We start from the raw sequence: 18083 nt of genomic DNA on the forward strand, positions 1-18083 counted from the left end.
CTGCGTAGGTTTTGGAAAATCTTTTTAAAACTCAATACGCTTGGTATTAGAGCCAAAAACCTTGACCCATGTAGGTTGGGTTGAGGAACGTAGACCCGAAGGGGCTTCCCGCAGGGAAACCCAACATTTGGCGGGTTTGTTGGGTAACGCATTGCCTCAACCCAACCCAACACTGCTCGGTTAAGCCTCTTTTGAGCATTCTAGACGACGATATTGCAAGGGTTTCAGCCTACTTTATTTCCTTAACCGAGCAGTATTGCAACCCAACCTACAATTTTCCTTAACTGAACCGTATTGTTTTAAAACTGAGATTTTTTCAGAAATCAAATATGATTCCTACATATCATAAAATTGTAAATTAATCACAAAACAGAAGATTTATTTTCCGTCGCCTGGATAAAAGCTTCAAACTCACCATTAGGCGTCCATTGAATAGCACCATCTCGCCCTGTAAAGAACAGTTTCGTCTGGCTTTTACTCAGTTGGGACAAGGTTTTTGCATCCAGATTGGCTTCTGAAGCGATCGCCACCTGTGGTTGGAGTGCGAGAACTAAATCTTTCAAAGCCTCAGCAGCACACCACAGCACCTGTGGACGAGGTAAACCGCCCGTCTTCACTAGCTGTTCTATTTCCTTCGATTTGAGATTACCCACTAATAACCAATTCTGACCTTGAATTTGTAATTGTAAAATCGGCAATTGGTCGTTAATTAATTGTGCAATAATCGCACCAGTATTCACCGGTTGTCCAACTGCTAAAGGTTGATATATTCCCTGAAACTTTTGCAGTTCCTGTTGAATCACCTGAGTTTCAATGATATTTTCTGGCTTGGGTGAATATTCATAAAAATTTTTAATTGGTAACTTTTGCAACACTTCCAACCAACCATTACTGTCATTGTTTTGGAAATCAGTGGCGATCGCCCAATCAATTTGATTGACACCCTGCTGTTGCAAAAATGGTAAAATACTAAAACGCCCTGTACCTTCATCTCCACTATTAATCAGGGTGACGGTGCCTCGGTCTTGAATTACCAAAACAGGTTCAGCACCTGCAGCGAGTACGGTAATCCTAAACAATGTATTTGCAGAATGCCAAATTGGGATGAGTACCAACCCAATGGCAATGAAACTAGCAAACCACCACCGTTGCTGCCACCAACGCACCAAGACAACCAGTAAAATTATTATATAAATCGTCAGCATCTGCCAAGTGGATATACTGCCAACAGCCAGGGAATTTCCTGGTAATTTGCTGAAAAATTCCACGAGGTTAATTAGCCAATCAGTAGGGTAATGCAACACCCCAGCCAAAACGCTACCGGCTTCGGGCCAAATCAATGCACCGATAGCACTGATAATGCCACCTATGCTAATTATAGAAATAAATGGGGTGGTAATAATATTCAGCAACAGGCTGTAAGCTGGGACAACCCCAAAGACAAACAGTTGCAGAGGTAAAGTCCAAATCGTAGCAGCTAACGGAACAGCCACCAAAGAAGCGATCGCAGGTGGTACCCAATCCAAACGCTCAATTATTGCTGGTGCTGTGACGATTAATCCTAGGGTGGCTAAAAAACTGAGTTGAAAGCCTAGGTCCCAAATCCACAGAGGATTAAACAGTAATAATAGCGTAGCCGCCAATAACAGAGAACCCAACTGTTTTACTTTTCGTTTTAATAGCAAACCAACTAAGGCTGCAAAACCCATAATTACGGCTCTGAGTACCGCAGCCTGAAAACCTGCTAAACTGAGGAAAATAATTAAAGAAAATAATCCCAAGGTAAATTGGGTGGCCTTTTTTGCTCGGCTTGTTAACTGTAGAATGACACCTAAAATTAAAGAAGTTTGGAATCCAGAAGCCGCCAAAGCATGAGATAAACCCGCCTGGACAAACAAGTCGCGGATATCGTAGGGTAAATCAACAGCCTTGCTGCCTAAAACCATCGCACTGACAAGGGGACCTTCTGGGATACCTAACCAGCGAACTTGCGATCGCACAATTCGCTCCCGAATTTGCCACCATCCCCATTTATGTTCGTCATCGAGAATATTTACCTGTCTTCCCATTAAACCTGCAAATGTTCCTTCCTGCCCCAGAAACTTCTGAAAATCAAAAGCGCCAGGGTTAGAAGCGGCTTTCGGTTTATATAAAACCCCAGTTATCGCAATTTGTTGACCTGGGTATAAACCCGTAGCCTGAAGTATAGGGACAGTGACATATAATTTACCCGTCACGCCTTTATTGATACCAGCCGGACCATTATCATTTTTGACCTCATCGAGCTGGCTGGCTTGAAACCAAAATTGTCCTCTTTGAGAGCGAGTCAAGCGGGGATTACTGGCCACTTCACCACGAACAATCACAAGTTGTTCTTGATTACTATTATTTCCTGGGGGAACAAATTTACTGATGTCTTTTGCATCTGGTTGCGGTATCCGCACTTGAAAATAAAAAGTTGCTAATAACCCCACCAAGCCAGCAACTAGGCATACCCTAGGTGTGGGAAGATTTTGCCAGGTGTTTTGTACTGGTTGAGTTTTTGTATCAGCTGGTTGGGTTTTTTGAGCCAGTTGTCGTGCAGTGATCTGGCGTTTTCTCAAGACAATTGCTCCCAAGACCCCTAGAAGCAAAATCCACAGACCACCCCAAGGAACTGCTGTAAACAGCAACCCTAAAATATAGCCAAGACAGATAGTCACACCAGTAATTTGAATCATAAAAATTTTGGTTTTGCCAAAGTACCTCGCGAATAGAATTCGCAGTTATTTGTCACTATCAATATCTATCATCAATATATATTGTAGGGTGGGTCAGATGCCAACAATCTGTTCGATTGTGATTAGGATCTACTCTGGGGGCACAATAATAATCGTAGGGTGCGTGACGCAGCGATAAATATTGTACTTAGTCACAAGACTTGTGGCGTCACGCACCATTCTTTAAATGTGACACTAGCGTAAGTCCTGCTCATTCAAAATAGGACTTATACCAATTCAAAAAATATTGGCAACACATCGATAATCTGTAGGGGCGCAAGGCCTTGCGCCCTTACCCTATCTGTCCCATTTTTTTTTCAAATTGGTATTACGCACTTATGACGAAAAATCAGCCTGTGCGATTACGTCGCTACGCTCTCTACGAGCCGTTATACCGTTTCACTTTAAGTATGATACAAATACGTTGGTAGGGGCACGGCATTGCCGTGCCCCTACTGGCTTCTATATGTATCAGAGTTTTGGTGAAATGGTATTAGGCATAGGTAATGACCTAAAATCGTAGTTCGTGGGTCAGTCGTAAAAAACTCAAATCTGACGCAGCCTACTATAGTGCCAGTTGCGTAAGTCCTATCTTAGTTTGGGTCTATTGTAGGAGCAGTTAAGAGAATAATTTGCTCATGCTGAAGCACTCGCACATCCTCCAAATTGGCATTTATTTCCTGCAAAATTTGATTGACTGTTTTCTGTGTGGTCTGATTCCCATCACAGGCTTTGAGGAATTGCCATTCTGCCTCATTGAGATGGACAATTTGATAGTCGTAATTAAAGAATTGTTTACTATCTCGCCATCCCTGAATGCAAGGACTTGGTTCAGGGATTGCAGATAGCAGCTTTGCATCTGATATCCAATTTTCTCTGGTGATGGGGCTACGTCCCAAGAAAAACTCGTAGTGGGTAATCATTGAGGGATCGAGTAGTTCAATCAATCGATAAAGCTGGCGATCGCTCAAGGTTTTCGCCCGCTCAATTAACTCTGGGGCTTTACTAATTAATCGCTCCAGACTCCAAACCTGGGGATTAGAAAAGCCGAGAAACTCCAATCCTGATGCATCAATTAATTCAAATACCGTATTGATGTTATAATCTATTTCCTGGGGATGGACATACATATCTGCAAAGTAAGCATCCCGTTGATTTTCCCAAGACCAGCGTTCCTGTTCTCGCTGGCGGAGGCGATTGTTTTCTGGTAAGGCTGCAAACAGTTGTCGCCCAACGGATACGCCGTCAGAGTAATCGCCGCGTTTGTCACCTTGCAAAAGGGCGATCGCCTCTTGCATCAATTTAATTTCCCAACGCCCCAACTCGCCATACACAAAAATGTGCATTATACCACCAGGCGATAGCTTTTTTGCCAAAGCTTGAATCCCGCGAATTGGGTCAGGGGTATGGTGTAATACTCCCACACAGTTAATCAAATTAAACTCACCTGGAAGCTGCTCGACATCAAATAAACTCAGGTGATGAAATTCTACCCCCGTCGCTCCTGATTTTTGGCAACGTTCTTTGGCTACAGCTAATGCGCCAGCACTCAAATCAATACCCACAACGGCTGTATCAGGGTTGAGATGCACCAAATATTCTGTGCCTACCCCCGTTCCACACCCAGCATCTAAGACGCGGACATTCTTCTGTGAGGGTTTTTGTCCGGTGCAAAAGTTATATGCCGTCAACCAGTTCCACCGCCAATTATAACCTGGAGGCGGTTCGTCTAATAACGGTTCTGGGGGGAAGGGATAGGTATTGTAGAGTTTGGCGACTGCTGCAGTAATTGCTTGGGAATCTGACATAGCTGGAGTAAAGTAATTCCTAGTTGATAATACCGCATCTAAACTTTTGCTACTACTGCCCTATTTGGTAGCTCGAATGTCTTTGTTGTAATTGGTACATTGTCATCGGGGACGGTGGGTTTTTCCGGTACGGATGGAGATAGAAGCCGAAAGTTAGTCTGTCAGCGATCGCCTGTCTTTGAATTCAATTCGCAGCAACGCCCAATTTGAGACTGTGGATTTTTATCATCGTTCCCTGACAGAGCCAGGAAACGATGAACGCCTTTGGAAGTGTATTACATTTGACCGCTAAAGACAGGCTTTACTTTACGGTCAACTCTTTCCCCCAAGTCATCAACAATTGTCAAAGCATCTGGTTTACAACGCTTCACATTCACAATAATGCTCTGTGCGCCTTCTAACTCTAAATCCTCTACATAACCTTTGATGGCCAAATTGGCCTCCGTAGAATTGAGAAAAGGACCGAAGTAGTAGGTGCAACGAGGATTCTGTGTTACAATCTCTACCCACCAAGCTAGTCCGAGATTGTCGATTGTGTTAATTAACGTTTCCTTGAGATTATCCCAAATGGTTTTCATGGTATTTGCCAGTTTATAAATGAGGTACTGGATGTTATACGAGCTTTTGCTGTTTTTTTTCCTTTACATTTGTTTATACTCTTTTAGTCTTCTTTTTTAAAGTAGTTTTGGCAACCTATCTAGGTAGTGGGTATTTAGGAACCGTTGGCGATAAACTTCATAAAGCGCCATACCAGAAGCTACAGAGGCATTCAGGCTGGGTGTTTTCCCATGCAGGGGAATTGACACCAAAACATCACAAGAGCGTTGTGTAAGCATACTCAGCCCTTCGCCTTCGGAGCCAACTACCAACACAATCGGACCGGAGAAATTCACTGTATGCAGGGGTTCGCTACCGGTGACAGCGGTGCCGTAAATCCAAAAGCCAGCGGCTTTCAAGTCTTCTAAGGCGCGGCTGAGGTTGACTACTCTAGCTACAGGAAAGTTTTCTAATGCTCCTGCTGCTACTTTTACCACAGTTGAAGTGATCCCGGCGGCCCTTCTTTGGGGGATTACTAATCCTTGAGCGCCGATAGCTTCGGCTGTGCGAATAATTGCGCCCAAATTGTGGGGATCAGTGATGCCATCAGCTACTACAATTACTGGATCACTGACAGATTTTGCTTGCTCCAGTAGTTCGTGTAGTTCTAGGTAGGAGTATGGTGCAATTTGGGCGGCGATCCCTTGATGATTGGACCCATTAGTAACTTGGTCTAAGCGCTTGGGTTCAACTTCATCAATAACGGCGCCATTATCCTTCGCTTGTAGTAGCAAATGATGAAAGCGCGGATCGTAGCGCAAACGAGTTGTAATCCAGATGCGGTTGAGACCGCGCCCATTTTCTAAAGCACTCAACACAGGATGACGACCGTAGATGAGATCGTTATCTTCTGTCCCTGGCTTGATCTCTGGGGATGGAAGAGAAAATTTGGGTTGTTGACGTGGGCGGCTAGATACAGGATTCCCATCTCCATTTTTAGGTTTAGGATGGCGAATCGGATTAGCTAGGACACGGTTACTTTTAATTTTAACTGGTTGCCCACGATTAGGTTCACCAGCAGTTTTGATTTTTCTTGGTTTATTCGTCGTCATATGGGTTTTGGGAATAACTTATATATGGGTATATGGGCACACGGATTCTGTCAATTTAGGGGCGATTATCTACTGAATTATGCTCTCGTGAGATTTATTGCCCACTATTTCTCTAGATGGAGTTGCTGCAACAGTTCGTTTAAGCGCTGGGAATCGGTGAGATATAGGTAGCCGATTAAAGTTTCTAGACTAGTAGCCTGCTGATAAACTTCGGGATCAACCCGCTTTGGGCGTCCTGTGGCGGCATTACGACCCCTCCGGACAATTTCTAGCTCATTGGTTCTCAGAAGCGGCATTAGCGATCGCAAATGTAGCGCCTGTTTTTCTGCTCTTACCTGTGCCACTACCAGACGATGATAGCTATCTGGTCGCTGCAATGGCATTAGATAGTACATTCTAACATACAATTCATAAATTGCATCTCCTACATAGGCTAAAGCTGTCGGAGAAATTTGTGGCAATTCTGACTGAGATATCTTTTGGGGTAATTTTGCTGTTTCCAAGAGTGTAGTGGTCTTAGATAAATCCTGTTTGGGGGGTTCCTCTTCTCCACCTAATAACTCTTCCTGTCTTGAGTTCACAAGTTAATCATTCCAATATTTTCTATGTACTCCATACTTACATCCTAAAGTATTGTTTTTTGGTTGGCGTTGTTCGATGATCTTCGGGGGCTGCAAGGCCTTGCGCCCCTACACACAATCCTCCTCACATGGCCGATAAAATGGATTTTACCCCCTATTCGCGACTGGGTGCCCTCAGAGTGAAGGGGGCTAGAGGGTTAGGTTTGGTGTTGGTTTTTCCACTAAACGTGAAAAGTCAGGATTTATCCCCACCAACTTACTTAAGTCTTGGCATAGTGTTTTTATCTGTGGAAATTTTTTGACGATTAAAAGTAAATCTTGGGTGAGTATAGCGTAATTAAGCGAAGAGGGTGTGGCTTGCCGCAGGCTATTAAGAATTATCAATTACAAATTACTTTCAGGGTAGGTTTTTTATAATCTCGAAAATAGTTGAGAAAATTCTCAATTTCTTCAGGTGGCTTGGTTGTTTCAGGGTTTAAGCCAAGGCTTAAACGGTCAAAAAATGACCAAATACAAAATACCTACCTTTGTAAGCGCTTGAGATTGCTCTCTGGGGTTTGGGCTACGCCCAACAGCTTACATGGTTCATTACATGGGAATTCTTCTAGCGGGAAGGGAGTAATTTTATATCTAAGCGAAAGAAAATATTGGAAATATTTTATTTTAGAGCGGCTGGCTTTTTTCCCTCTCCCACTCCGAGAGAGGTTTTCAGGCCAGCGTTTCTAAAAATTCAGCTATTTAGATCAAACATTGGATAACTAGATTGATCTCTCTGCTCAACCAATCAAGGCGATGGGATGTTTTTTAGAGCAGCTTCAACTGAGGTTTGCAGCGAGAGAAACTTCTCTAAGCGAACAAGCTTGACCGTTTGAGTTACACGGGCATTTGTGACAATTTGCAAAGTGCCGTCGGCATTTTGAGCCTGCTTGGCTAACTGCACCAAAGCACCTAAGCCAGAGCTATCAACAAAGTCAATCTGGGAAAGATCCAGAATAATGTGCTTTGGACCTTCTTCGATTTTGCTGCCAAGTACCTTGCGAAATGTCGGCTCAGAAAAGGCGTCTAACAAACCTGTGAGGCGGAATAGCTGAGAGTTATCCCGGACTTCACGATTACCCCTCAGGCTCACGGTTAAATTCAGTGATTCAGCAATAACTCCCTCCTCATGGTGAAAGTAAACGCTCAAGTATAGATGTTTTTTGTGTCAGTTGTCTACAACCTGCTGGAATAAGGGATTGGCGATTGGCGATTGGCGATTGGGGATTGGCGATTGGCAATTGGGGGAGATGAAAAATTATTATTCCCCCCCAGTCCCCAGTCCCCAGTCCCCAGTCCCCAGTCCCCAGTCCCCAGTCCCCAGTCCCCAGTCCCCTTTAATTTTTACTTACGTCAAGGGGTTGACGTGCGGCTCGCATTGCTTGGACAAATTGTGCAAACAAGTAATCAGCATCATGAGGACCTGGGCTGGCCTCTGGGTGATACTGTACCGAGAATATGGGCAGAGACTTGTGGCGTACCCCAGCAACGGTGTGATCGTTTAAGTTCAGATGGCTGATTTCCACCATTGCCTGCGGTAAAGAATCTGGATCAATGGCAAAACTGTGGTTTTGACTGGTGATTTCGACCCGTTGTTGTAAACCAGCAGGCTGATTTAACCCACGATGTCCAAATTTTAGTTTAAAGGTTTCTGCCCCCAAGGCATGACCCAAAATTTGGTGTCCCATACAAATGCCAAAGATCGGTTTTTGACTTCCAAGGAGTGCTTTGGCGGTTTCAATGCCTTCTGTTACCGCCGCCGGGTCGCCCGGTCCGTTGGAAAGAAATATCCCATCTGGATTATAGTTGAGAATTTGCTCTGGTGGTGTATTTGCCGGCACAACAATCACCCGACAACCGTAACTCGCCAACCGCCGCAGGATATTGCGCTTGACTCCAAAATCAAGGGCGACAACGGTAAACGATGTTTCGCCATTTACCAGTGTATCTGGATTAAATTCCCACGCTGGGGTTGTGGGATCTGACCATTCATAAACTGTTGGGGTGGTGACTTCGCGCACCAGATTTAATCCTGCCATCACTGGAGCTGCTAGTATCTGCTCTAGTAACTCAGCTTCATCGAGAATGACGGTGGAAATACCACCGTTCATCGCGCCTACTGTCCGAATTTTCCGGGTGAGGGCGCGGGTATCGATGCCGTAGATACCTGGAACTTGGTGCTGTTTGAGGTAGTCAGGTAAGGATTGGGTTGCTCGCCAGTTACTTGGTTGGTGACAAATGTTGCGAGCGATCGCACCCTGCACCTGTGGTTTTGACGATTCCTCGTCTTCGGGATTCACACCAGTGTTTCCCAATTCGGGATAGGTAAAAACAACTATTTGACCGCAGTAACTAGGATCGGTCAGCACTTCTTGATATCCGGTCATCCCAGTGTTAAACACCACTTCCCCAATGGTGGTTCCTGTGGCACCAAAAGACCAACCGCGATAAGCGGTGCCATCGGCTAGGACAAGTAGAGCAGGTATGGCTTCAGACAAGGGCATAAGCGACGAAAGCAAAATATTTAGGAGTTAGAAGTGAGTAGGGACAGGAGTTAGGAGTTAGGAGTTAGGAGTTAGGAGTTAGGAGTTAGAAGTTAGGGAAATTTTTCTTTAGCTCCCAGTCGCTACTGGCCTAACCAGTATTAAGCTGCAACCGTCAATTATCCCATGAGTTGGCGATTTATGTTGGCTGTGGCTCATCAATCAATTGAAAAAATAAAAAACTCCACCCACACTTCGGCAAGCTCAGTGCATCGCAAGGGGATGGAGTTTTAGGGCATGGGGAATGGGGCATGGGGCATGGTAAAGATTCCCAATGCCCTATGCCCAATGCCCAAAGTCGGCGGGCGGTGGTCACTGAGCGGTCGTTGTGCTGTCCCTCGAAAGACACCTGGGGATGGAGTTTCCCGCCGACTTCCAATTAACCTAGCAAAAACTTTCCCAGGAATCGATGACGGAAGTGGATTTCCATTGCTGGGAGCAAGTAAAATGAGAGTAATCTCAAGCGTCAACTATTTGCCAGACTTACACCGACATTTGTTGACAAACCGCACCAAAAACCTTGCTCGCGTATGGTGCAGACCCTACGCGCTCTGGGGGCTTCTGTCACCACATGTTTCAAGAAAATTTACATAAACCTTCTAGACCCACCTGTACTGTTTATGTGATGATTTGAAAAGCTTGCCTTACAAGTAAATTTGTGTTACTGACTGCAATCATTACCAAGTTAAAATTGACTGCTGACCAGAAAATTCTGATGTCAAAACATGCCGGCATATCCCGATTTACATACAATTGGGGACTCGCCACATGGCAAGCATTGTATCAATCAGGATATCAACCCAATCACTTGATTTTGAAAAAGTTCTTTAATAATGAAGTCAAGCCAGTTTTGACATGGATTAAAGAAAAAGGTATTTGTCAAAAAATCACGGAATTTGCTTTTGATAATTTAGGGAAAGCTTTTAAGAACTTCTTTTGTAAACGTGCAGAGTATCCCAAGTTTAAAAGAAAAGGCAGAAATGAGAGTTTTACAATTAATGCAGGTGGTAAACCAATAAATATCGGTGGTAAACGCATTAAATTACCAACGATTGGCTGGGTTGCAACTTATGAATCTTTACCTCACACCACAACCACAAAGGTTACTATATCTCAATCTGCGGGAGATTGGTACATTTCTTGTTCTTATGAAATAGAACCAGAAATCACCAAAAAAGAACATGATTATGTCGGGGTTGATTTAGGCATAAAAACCTTAGCTACCTTATCAACAGGAGTGATTTTTGTCAATCCGAAAGCTTTAAAAAGTGCCAGGAGAAAGTTAACAAGATTACAACGTCAACTTACAAGGAAAATCAAAGGGAGTAATCGTTACAAAAAACAAAAGTTGAGAATATCTAAACTGCATCGACGTATTACTAATATACGTATTGATGCCACTCATAAAGCAACTACATTTATCTGCAAAAACCACGCAGTTGTTGCTTTGGAGGATTTGAATACTTCGGGGATGTTGAAAAATCATAAGTTAGCCGGTGCTGTCAGCGATGCCAATTTTTATGAATTCCGCAGACAAGTAGAATATAAAGTAATTAGATACGGTGGAACTGTCGTATTTGTAGATAGATTTTACCCATCTAGTAAAACTTGTGCAAATTGTGGAGAAATTCAAGAAATTAGTCTATCACAGCGGGTTTACGAATGTAAAAAATGTCAGCATACCTCAGACCGAGATTTAAATGCGTCTAAAAATCTCGAAAAATATGCACGTCAGGCTAAAGCGTGTCTGGACGTTAAGGGATAGCCGCTCCCATGCTCCCGTTGAAACGTCAAGTAATGTCTGGATTTGTCCAGCTTTTATGTAGCAGTTAATATGCTTGAGTCTTTTTTATCCCGTGCAACGCTAATTCTGATCTCAAGTGCCCTAGCGGTTTTGGGTGTTGGCTGTAGTGAAAACAAACAGACTACTCCGACTCATGGTGATCAGCAGCAGGTGTCCATTGGCAATCTGGCAAGATCACCGATGATTGAAGCCGCAACAGCACCAAAAAAAAGCCCTGAACCACAGTCAGCACCACAATATCAGATCCCGCCAAATTCTTTTGAATTGGCGCTAGACAAAGCCGCAGGCGCTCTGACTATCAGCCAATCGGCTCAATCCCCAGATGATTGGTATTTGGTGGTGAGTCAGTTCCAAGATGCGATCGCCCTGATGAAAAATGTGCGGCGACAAAGTCCCAATTTTACAGTCGCTCAAATCAAAATTTCCGAATATCAGCGGCAGATCCAATATGCCATCCAACAAGCTAATCCGATTGCTCCGCCACCAACAGAGGTAAAACCTAAGAGGATAGTAGTTACTGTCCCCCAGATACAAGCCAAACCAAACCGGACTCCCCCTCTGTCCTCACCGCTAGTCACAAAACAACCAGTACCATTACCTATCTCGTCTCCATCAGCACTGCTCACTCAAAACAAAGATGTATTTATCATCCCCATCAAACGGCGAATTGGTGGAACGCCAATTATTGAGGTGACTTTCAATGGTGAGCAGAAATTTGAGATGATTGTCGATACGGGCGCTAGTGGTACGGTGATAACTCAAAATATGGCGAAGGAGTTGGGTGTAGTGCCCGTGGGGAAAGCTAAGGCTAATACTGCTAGTTCTAAAGCTGTGGAATTTCCTATTGGCTATGTTAATTCAATGGCAGTTACTGGGGTAATGGTGAATCAAGTCGCAGTAGCGATCGCTGGATCAGATCTAGAAACTGGACTTCTGGGACACGACTTTTTTGGCAACTACGATGTCACCATCAGGCGCAATGTTGTGGAATTCCGTCCCCAATCAAATGCAGAAGTTAATTCCCTACAAACTGAACCAATTGCGCCAACTTTGCCGAAAAACAAAAATTTTGCTGGATATCCTTAGTAGTCCCAAAAACGGCTGATGCACCCGGTGAATTTTCTCATTAAGCCTGCATCAACACTCCTGGTGGAATTGGTACCAGCTGAGGGGTGGACAAGGTGGTTCCCTGTCTATACCAGATCCCCTCTACCTCAAAAGCCTCGAATTGAGTTGTCAAAATTGCCCAGGCTTGTTTGTTTAGTCCAGCAGCGTAAGTCCAAGTGAAAGACCAATCATTTTTTAATCGTTGTTCCAGTTCTGCTAAATCTTCTGGTAACCAAAAGCTAGTCATCACTCTTTGAGTCGCTACTTCAGGGGGAGTCTGTAACATGTCAGCCATTGGCTGGTTGACAATGATTTGCTTGCGGTTGTCTTGTCTGACAATGCTCACCGGACGCTCGTTTTCTGCAGCTACGACCATGCGGTACAACAACTCTACTGGCAGATGCAACTGACTGCAAAAGACTCTACCCTGTGACTGTAAAATCCGTTCGGCTGTTTCGGAGGGTGTAGGTGATTCGGTCGATGCCATCCATCCAAAAAACTCAATTGGTTGTTTACAGCCTCTCCATCTGATGCCGACCTTACCGTTGATTTTTGATGCTGTCTCACTGAGAGCCTCTCCGTAGCTTTGAGCAAGATTTGTCGCATCTCGCTTTGTAGGAGCAAGGATAGAAACCCCGTCGTAAGAGATTTTATAGTTCCAACCCGGTAGGTTTAGGATTGTCAGCATACTCCCAATCATCTGATTTTATACCTCCAGAATCTTGATATACTTTTACACCCTTACTCTCGTTATACACAGAAATTTTAAAAGTTTCTTCCCAAATCATTTTTCGTTCCTCCTCCGCAATGCCTAAAGCAGATGTGATAATGGCGAAGTCTCCTGGTGTAGGTAATACTTCTCCTTTCGCCAGCGCTTGCAAGTTTTTTACCCCAGAGCGCTTGAGTTTTCCCATGTTCACTCGCACCACATCCGCAATTGTTTTTGGCGCAGCGGCCTTAGAGCCTGAAGGGTCGGAACCTGTTCTCTTACCGATCCACTCTTGGATCATCTCTTCCAATGCATCGCTTTGGGATATCCCCAACCGAGCGCACATGCTTTTGAACTCCAGCCCTAAATCGACTGGAATGTAGCCGCTAACCTGCTTGTAATCATCAGAACGTCTTCTGTCGGTCATATTTTTGCACTGTTTAGTATTATGCCTTATATTTATTTTCTCTCATGACAACTGAAAATCAAGACTTTTTTCAAGTCAAATTTAAATGACAAGTTGACAAAAAAAAATGACAGGTTTACTATAGTGACATGGAGCAAAGAACGGCTGAAGAATAAAGAAAGGCAGATCACCCTAGTAGCTAGCATTTCACTCCCGTAGCTAGCTGATAACCTCAAGTAAGGAATCCGAGGGTGTTTTGCCCCTCTTTATCTCAGTATATAAGCTTGCACCTATTAAGTAACAGAAAACGACGTAATTACTATAATTAATGCGATGTGTGACGATATTACAAAAAACTATATGAGTTGTTTGAGGAGCATCGTCATGGAAATTCCCGGCTCTACCTTTACCAGAGTTGAGAGTTGATCGCACAAATAATAGAACCCAAAAGCATTTGACTGATGACCAACATCTCCCTAGAGAGAACGGTTAGCTTACCTTGTTTTGGTTTTTATCGAAGCGGATTGAGGTAATACCAACTTATCTAGGGTTTGGACAAAATAAAAATATCGACTCGGCGGCCATAACTATGACTCAATTAACTTTTGACCAATTCATCCACCCATTATCTGAATTTCCTAAAGTTGTGAATCTCAACGGTAATGATGAACCGATGTTAGATTTCCACACTATGGCAGGGATGATATTGTACACAGCTTGTGCTAATAATAACCAAAAAGCCAAAGAGAATTCCTTGCAAACCTCAGCAATAAACGCCGGATTGGTAGATACCGAATTATTGTTTGAGCGGTGTAAGACTGGTGATAGAGGTGCAATTTTGCAAATGATTAGCCTGATAGCCTCTGGGATGGAAACCAAAGTAGAGTAATCTCAAGCGTTAAGTATTTGCTGGACTTCCACGGACATTTATTCACAAACCGTACCATAAACCTTATGCGCGTATGGTGCAGACCCTACGCGCTCTGGGGGCTTCTGTCACCAGATATTTCAAGAAAATTTACATAAACCTTCTAGACCCATCTGTACTATTTATGTGATGATTTGAGAAGCTTGCCTTACAAGTAAATTTGTGTTACTGACTGCAATCATTACCAAGTTAAAATTGACTGCCGACCAGAAAATTCTGATGTCAAAACATGCTGGCATATCCCGATTTACATACAATTGGGGACTCGCCACATGGCAAGCATTGTATCAATCAGGATATCAACCCAATCACTTGATTTTGAAAAAGTTCTTTAATAATGAAGTCAAGCCAGTTTTGACATGGATTAAAGAAAAAGGTATTTGTCAAAAAATCACGGAATTTGCTTTTGATAATTTAGGGAAAGCTTTTAAGAACTTCTTTTGTAAACGTGCAGAGTATCCCAAGTTTAAAAGAAAAGGCAGAAATGAGAGTTTTACAATTAATGCCGGTGGTAAACCAATAAATATCGGTGGTAAACGCATTAAATTACCAACGATTGGCTGGGTTTCAACTTATGAATCTTTGCCTCACACCACAACCACAAAGGTTACTATATCTCAATCAGCGGGAGATTGGTATATTTCTTGTGCTTATGAAATAGAACCAGACATCACCAAAAAAGAACATGATTATGTCGGTGTAGATTTAGGAATAAAAACCTTAGCTACCTTATCAACAGGAGTGATTTTTGTTAATCCGAAAGCTTTAAAAAGAGCCAGGAAGAAGTTAACAAGATTACAACGTCAACTTACAAGGAAAATCAAAGGGAGTAATCGTTACAAAAAACAAAAATTGAGAATATCTAAACTGCATCGACGTATTACTAATATACGTATTGATGCCACTCATAAAGCAACTACATTTATCTGCAAAAACCACGCAGTAGTAGCTTTGGAGGATTTGAATACTTCAGGGATGTTGAAAAATCATAAATTAGCCGGTGCTGTCAGCGATGCTAATTTTTATGAATTCCGCAGACAAGTAGAATATAAAGTAATTAGATATGGTGGAACTGTCGTATTTGTGGATAGATTTTACCCATCTAGTAAAACTTGTGCAAATTGTGGAGCAATTCAAGAAATTAGTCTATCACAGCGGGTTTACGAGTGTAAAAAATGTCAGCATACTGAAGATCGAGATTTAAATGCGTCTAAAAATCTCGAAAAATATGCACGGTTGGCTCAACCGTGTCTGGACGTTAAGGGATAACCGCTCCCATGCTCCCGTTGAAACGTCAAGTAATGTCTGGATTTGTCCAGCTTTTATGTAGCAGGATTCAGTCTTCCCGTGTGGCCGCGTATCCCTAAATCAGCAAAAAACCAACCTATGTATCAATTCCAGGTTAGTGCATACACGCAAACTGGCGAATCCATTGGTCTAGTCGGTTCAACTCCAGAATTAGGATTGTGGGACATCAGCAGATGTATTCACCTCCGTACAAGTGGCGATCGCTATCCTTTATGGTGGACAGACAAAGAAATCGACATTCAGCCATCTTTAAAGTCAGGTGATTCCCAGAGAATAGAATACAAGTATGTACGTCTCGATACTAAAGGACGTTGGCGATGGGAAGCTACTGGACCTAACCGTTGGGTGCCGATCAACCCTGACAAGCAGTCTGGTACTATTATTGTGGATGATGGCGCATTTGGTTATTTGCAGCCTTATCCCTTCGGATACATTCAACAGCCAGATGTCAAGATGCCCAAGACATTCGAGTCTGAAGGTTTAAAAATCGTTGTCATTGGCAGTTCTGTTGCTTTAGGTCATAAAGCCTGGCTATTCAAAGGCTGGGTGTGGCTACTAGAACAGGCTTTACAGCAAAAATACGGACATAGACTCGTAAATGTATCAGAAGTGGGAGCCAATGTCAGCAGAACAATTGCCCGGTTTGGGTCAGTAGTCACGCCAGAACAACCAGATGTTGTGATTATTGCCTTGTCTCTAGGTAACGAAGGGTTAGCCTACTGTCCCCCTCACGAACGAAGGGCTGTACAGCGGCGATTTGAAAGCGGCTTACAGCAACTTGTAAAAATGACACGCTCCCTGGGTGCGCGTCCGATTCTCGCTGGGGTCTATCCCAACGGTGACTATTCCCCGGAACATGACTGGTTACTCAAGGACACACACAACCGCATGTTGGATTGGGGCGTGACCATACTAGATTGGTTGGCAGCAGTGGATAATGGACAGGGACGCTGGAAAGAGGGGATATCTTTCGACCCAGCTCACCCCAACACCATCGGTCACAACCTCATGTATCAGGCGATTGACCTGAAGCTGTTCCAAATCGACAAAGAGGAATTAGCAAAAGAAAAGCAACGCTTTTGGCAGCCGAATGAAATCCCCATTTATCTTGATAATGCAGGGTTCTATGTCTGTGCTTATATCGAAGAAAAGCGGTTGCGAATCAGCAATCCATCAAAATATAGCTACACCATTGCTCCCTATTGGCAAGAACTGCAAACTGTACTACAAAGTAAAGCAGGATTGATCCCAGGTATCTACGTTGCCAAAAATGCCCAGAAAGACACACTCCCATTTTTTGCTGTGCAAGAGAATGGGGCGTTAGCTTCGCTCGCCGGAGGCATCGCCACAACCGTAGAAATTCCTCCTGGTGCTGAGGTAGAATATATTGCCGCCTTCAATCTCTTTGCGCCGAACAACGCACAGGTTTTGTTTTATGATGGGTATCTGGGGATTTTGCAAAAAGACGAGCGTCACCTGTGGGTGATCAACGAATCAGATCATGAGTATAACATTCAGCCGATGTGGCCAGAGGTACGTCAAGCACTGAAAGCTCTGCCAGCAGGTGTCTATGAAGACCCACTGCATCCTGATATTCCCTTCCGTACCATGATGATTGGCAAGCAGGGGCTAGAAAGTAGGGTAAAAATAGCATCCCAGTCTGCAGTGCTGTTACAATACAAGTGTAAATTATCAGATATCAGCCGTGTGGGGATCATTCCCCTGGGCGATCGCTGTGCCGTCCGCATGATGCTGTATAAAATGGAGTACGACGGTCCAGCTTTTCCCTTTGATCTGACGCGCAGCACCAATATTGCAGATGTCGCGGATATGATCGAAAATCGTTTTTATGATATGTGGAATCCTGCTTTCCTGCATTACAATCCAGATGCAGGCAGAATCTACCACAGTAAGTGGACGGGTCTATCCTTTGCCCATGAAGTTGAGACCACAGACGACCCTGTTAACGATATGTCTCCCGTCCATGAACGGATGCGCGTTCGATATACAGCACGCTCCCAGCGGTTTTGGTACACAATTGAGAACTGCGATCAGGTGCTGTTTGTTCGCACAGGTATTAGCGATCGCGGTGGCGTGATTGACTTGGTTAATAAGCTGGAAAAACAATGCCAAGGGAAGCCATTTCAAATCCTACTTCTTTCTGCCCAAAGCTCGGATGAGTTTTTAGACCTGACCAATGTGGTACATTATAATGTCGAGTTTAATCCTGATCGCATGTATGATGATTTGGGACATTGGATGTACTGCACAGAGGTGATGCGCGGAATTTTGACATCTCTGGGGGTGTCGAGCAAAAACCTCTTTTGGTGCCCACCGAAAATACCGAAGGGATGAGAAATTAGTACCGCACGGCGTAAATAAAGTACCCATTTTCTATCCTCAAATTTATGGTCACAATTAGGTTGTGAGATGGGTATCTTACTT

At 43.7% G+C, this 18083-nt stretch carries 14 protein-coding genes; 5 read left to right on the forward strand and 9 right to left on the reverse strand.

Annotated features, from left to right (window positions below; all coding sequences use genetic code 11):
• Positions 1 to 362: 362 nt before the first annotated feature.
• The 7 genes from HEQ19_15685 to carA form a co-directional block, all read right to left on the reverse strand.
• The gene (locus HEQ19_15685; protein WYM00735.1) at positions 363 to 2720 is read right to left on the reverse strand and encodes a ComEC/Rec2 family competence protein; all 2358 of its coding nucleotides are present in this window, start codon (positions 2718 to 2720) and stop codon (positions 363 to 365) included.
• A gap of 632 nt (positions 2721 to 3352) precedes the next feature.
• Positions 3353 to 4567 carry a class I SAM-dependent methyltransferase gene (locus HEQ19_15690; GenBank protein ID WYM00736.1) on the reverse strand — a complete coding sequence of 405 codons (1215 nt, stop codon included), beginning with the start codon at positions 4565 to 4567 and terminating at the stop codon, positions 3353 to 3355.
• Positions 4568 to 4842: 275 nt separating this feature from the next.
• Positions 4843 to 5145: a DUF1816 domain-containing protein gene (locus HEQ19_15695; protein WYM00737.1), complete on the reverse strand. Its 303-nt coding sequence runs from the start codon at positions 5143 to 5145 to the stop codon at positions 4843 to 4845.
• 96 nt (positions 5146 to 5241) lie between these two features.
• Complete coding sequence (rlmB, locus tag HEQ19_15700; GenBank protein ID WYM00738.1) at positions 5242 to 6216, reverse strand: 23S rRNA (guanosine(2251)-2'-O)-methyltransferase RlmB; 975 nt, start codon at positions 6214 to 6216, stop codon at positions 5242 to 5244.
• A gap of 104 nt (positions 6217 to 6320) precedes the next feature.
• Entirely contained in the window at positions 6321 to 6797 is a 477-nt protein-coding gene (locus HEQ19_15705) for a ribonuclease III domain-containing protein (GenBank protein ID WYM00739.1), read from the reverse strand.
• A 784-nt stretch (positions 6798 to 7581) separates the two neighbouring features.
• The gene (locus tag HEQ19_15710; GenBank protein WYM00740.1) at positions 7582 to 7983 is read right to left on the reverse strand and encodes an STAS domain-containing protein; all 402 of its coding nucleotides are present in this window, start codon (positions 7981 to 7983) and stop codon (positions 7582 to 7584) included.
• Between the two features lie 187 nt (positions 7984 to 8170).
• Positions 8171 to 9337, reverse strand: coding sequence for a glutamine-hydrolyzing carbamoyl-phosphate synthase small subunit (gene carA, locus HEQ19_15715; GenBank protein ID WYM00741.1), 1167 nt, complete (start codon positions 9335 to 9337; stop codon positions 8171 to 8173).
• 697 nt (positions 9338 to 10034) lie between these two features.
• Between carA and HEQ19_15720 the strand changes: the two genes are divergently transcribed.
• Positions 10035 to 11141, forward strand: a complete 1107-nt coding sequence (locus HEQ19_15720; protein ID WYM03437.2) for an RNA-guided endonuclease TnpB family protein — start codon at positions 10035 to 10037, stop codon at positions 11139 to 11141.
• Between the two features lie 69 nt (positions 11142 to 11210).
• Positions 11211 to 12266, forward strand: coding sequence for a retropepsin-like aspartic protease (locus HEQ19_15725; GenBank protein WYM00742.1), 1056 nt, complete (start codon positions 11211 to 11213; stop codon positions 12264 to 12266).
• A 40-nt stretch (positions 12267 to 12306) separates the two neighbouring features.
• On the opposite strand, the gene HEQ19_15730 is transcribed toward HEQ19_15725, so the two are convergent.
• Both HEQ19_15730 and HEQ19_15735 read right to left on the reverse strand, forming a co-directional pair.
• Complete coding sequence (locus tag HEQ19_15730; protein ID WYM00743.1) at positions 12307 to 12987, reverse strand: PAS domain-containing protein; 681 nt, start codon at positions 12985 to 12987, stop codon at positions 12307 to 12309.
• Positions 12938 to 13423, reverse strand: coding sequence for a hypothetical protein (locus HEQ19_15735; GenBank protein WYM00744.1), 486 nt, complete (start codon positions 13421 to 13423; stop codon positions 12938 to 12940). Before HEQ19_15735 ends, HEQ19_15730 begins: the two co-directional genes overlap by 50 nt.
• 568 nt (positions 13424 to 13991) lie before the next feature.
• Here HEQ19_15735 and HEQ19_15740 point away from each other — a divergent pair.
• The 3 genes from HEQ19_15740 to HEQ19_15750 all read left to right on the forward strand — a co-directional run bounded on the left by HEQ19_15740 (position 13992) and on the right by HEQ19_15750 (position 17993).
• A complete protein-coding gene (locus HEQ19_15740; GenBank protein WYM00745.1) occupies positions 13992 to 14291 on the forward strand; it encodes a hypothetical protein in 300 nt (99 codons plus the stop codon).
• A 201-nt stretch (positions 14292 to 14492) separates the two neighbouring features.
• Positions 14493 to 15599 carry an RNA-guided endonuclease TnpB family protein gene (locus HEQ19_15745; GenBank protein ID WYM03438.2) on the forward strand — a complete coding sequence of 369 codons (1107 nt, stop codon included), beginning with the start codon at positions 14493 to 14495 and terminating at the stop codon, positions 15597 to 15599.
• A gap of 117 nt (positions 15600 to 15716) precedes the next feature.
• The gene (locus HEQ19_15750; protein ID WYM00746.1) at positions 15717 to 17993 is read left to right on the forward strand and encodes a DUF1796 family putative cysteine peptidase; all 2277 of its coding nucleotides are present in this window, start codon (positions 15717 to 15719) and stop codon (positions 17991 to 17993) included.
• The last annotated feature ends 90 nt before the right edge of the window (positions 17994 to 18083 follow it).

It is taken from the genome of Gloeotrichia echinulata CP02, assembly GCA_038087035.1.
In the GTDB taxonomy this organism is placed as follows: domain Bacteria; phylum Cyanobacteriota; class Cyanobacteriia; order Cyanobacteriales; family Nostocaceae; genus Gloeotrichia; species Gloeotrichia echinulata.

Coding starts and splice junctions, on each gene's coding strand:
- HEQ19_15685 (WYM00735.1), bottom strand. CDS start 2,720: ATGATTCAAATTACTGGTGTGACTATCTGTCTTGGCTATATTTTAGGG.
- HEQ19_15690 (WYM00736.1), bottom strand. CDS start 4,567: ATGTCAGATTCCCAAGCAATTACTGCAGCAGTCGCCAAACTCTACAAT.
- HEQ19_15695 (WYM00737.1), bottom strand. CDS start 5,145: ATGAAAACCATTTGGGATAATCTCAAGGAAACGTTAATTAACACAATC.
- rlmB (WYM00738.1), bottom strand. CDS start 6,216: ATGACGACGAATAAACCAAGAAAAATCAAAACTGCTGGTGAACCTAAT.
- carA (WYM00741.1), bottom strand. CDS start 9,337: ATGCCCTTGTCTGAAGCCATACCTGCTCTACTTGTCCTAGCCGATGGC.
- HEQ19_15725 (WYM00742.1), top strand. CDS start 11,211: ATGCTTGAGTCTTTTTTATCCCGTGCAACGCTAATTCTGATCTCAAGT.
- HEQ19_15730 (WYM00743.1), bottom strand. CDS start 12,987: ATGATTGGGAGTATGCTGACAATCCTAAACCTACCGGGTTGGAACTAT.
- HEQ19_15735 (WYM00744.1), bottom strand. CDS start 13,423: ATGACCGACAGAAGACGTTCTGATGATTACAAGCAGGTTAGCGGCTAC.
- HEQ19_15740 (WYM00745.1), top strand. CDS start 13,992: ATGACTCAATTAACTTTTGACCAATTCATCCACCCATTATCTGAATTT.
- HEQ19_15750 (WYM00746.1), top strand. CDS start 15,717: ATGTATCAATTCCAGGTTAGTGCATACACGCAAACTGGCGAATCCATT.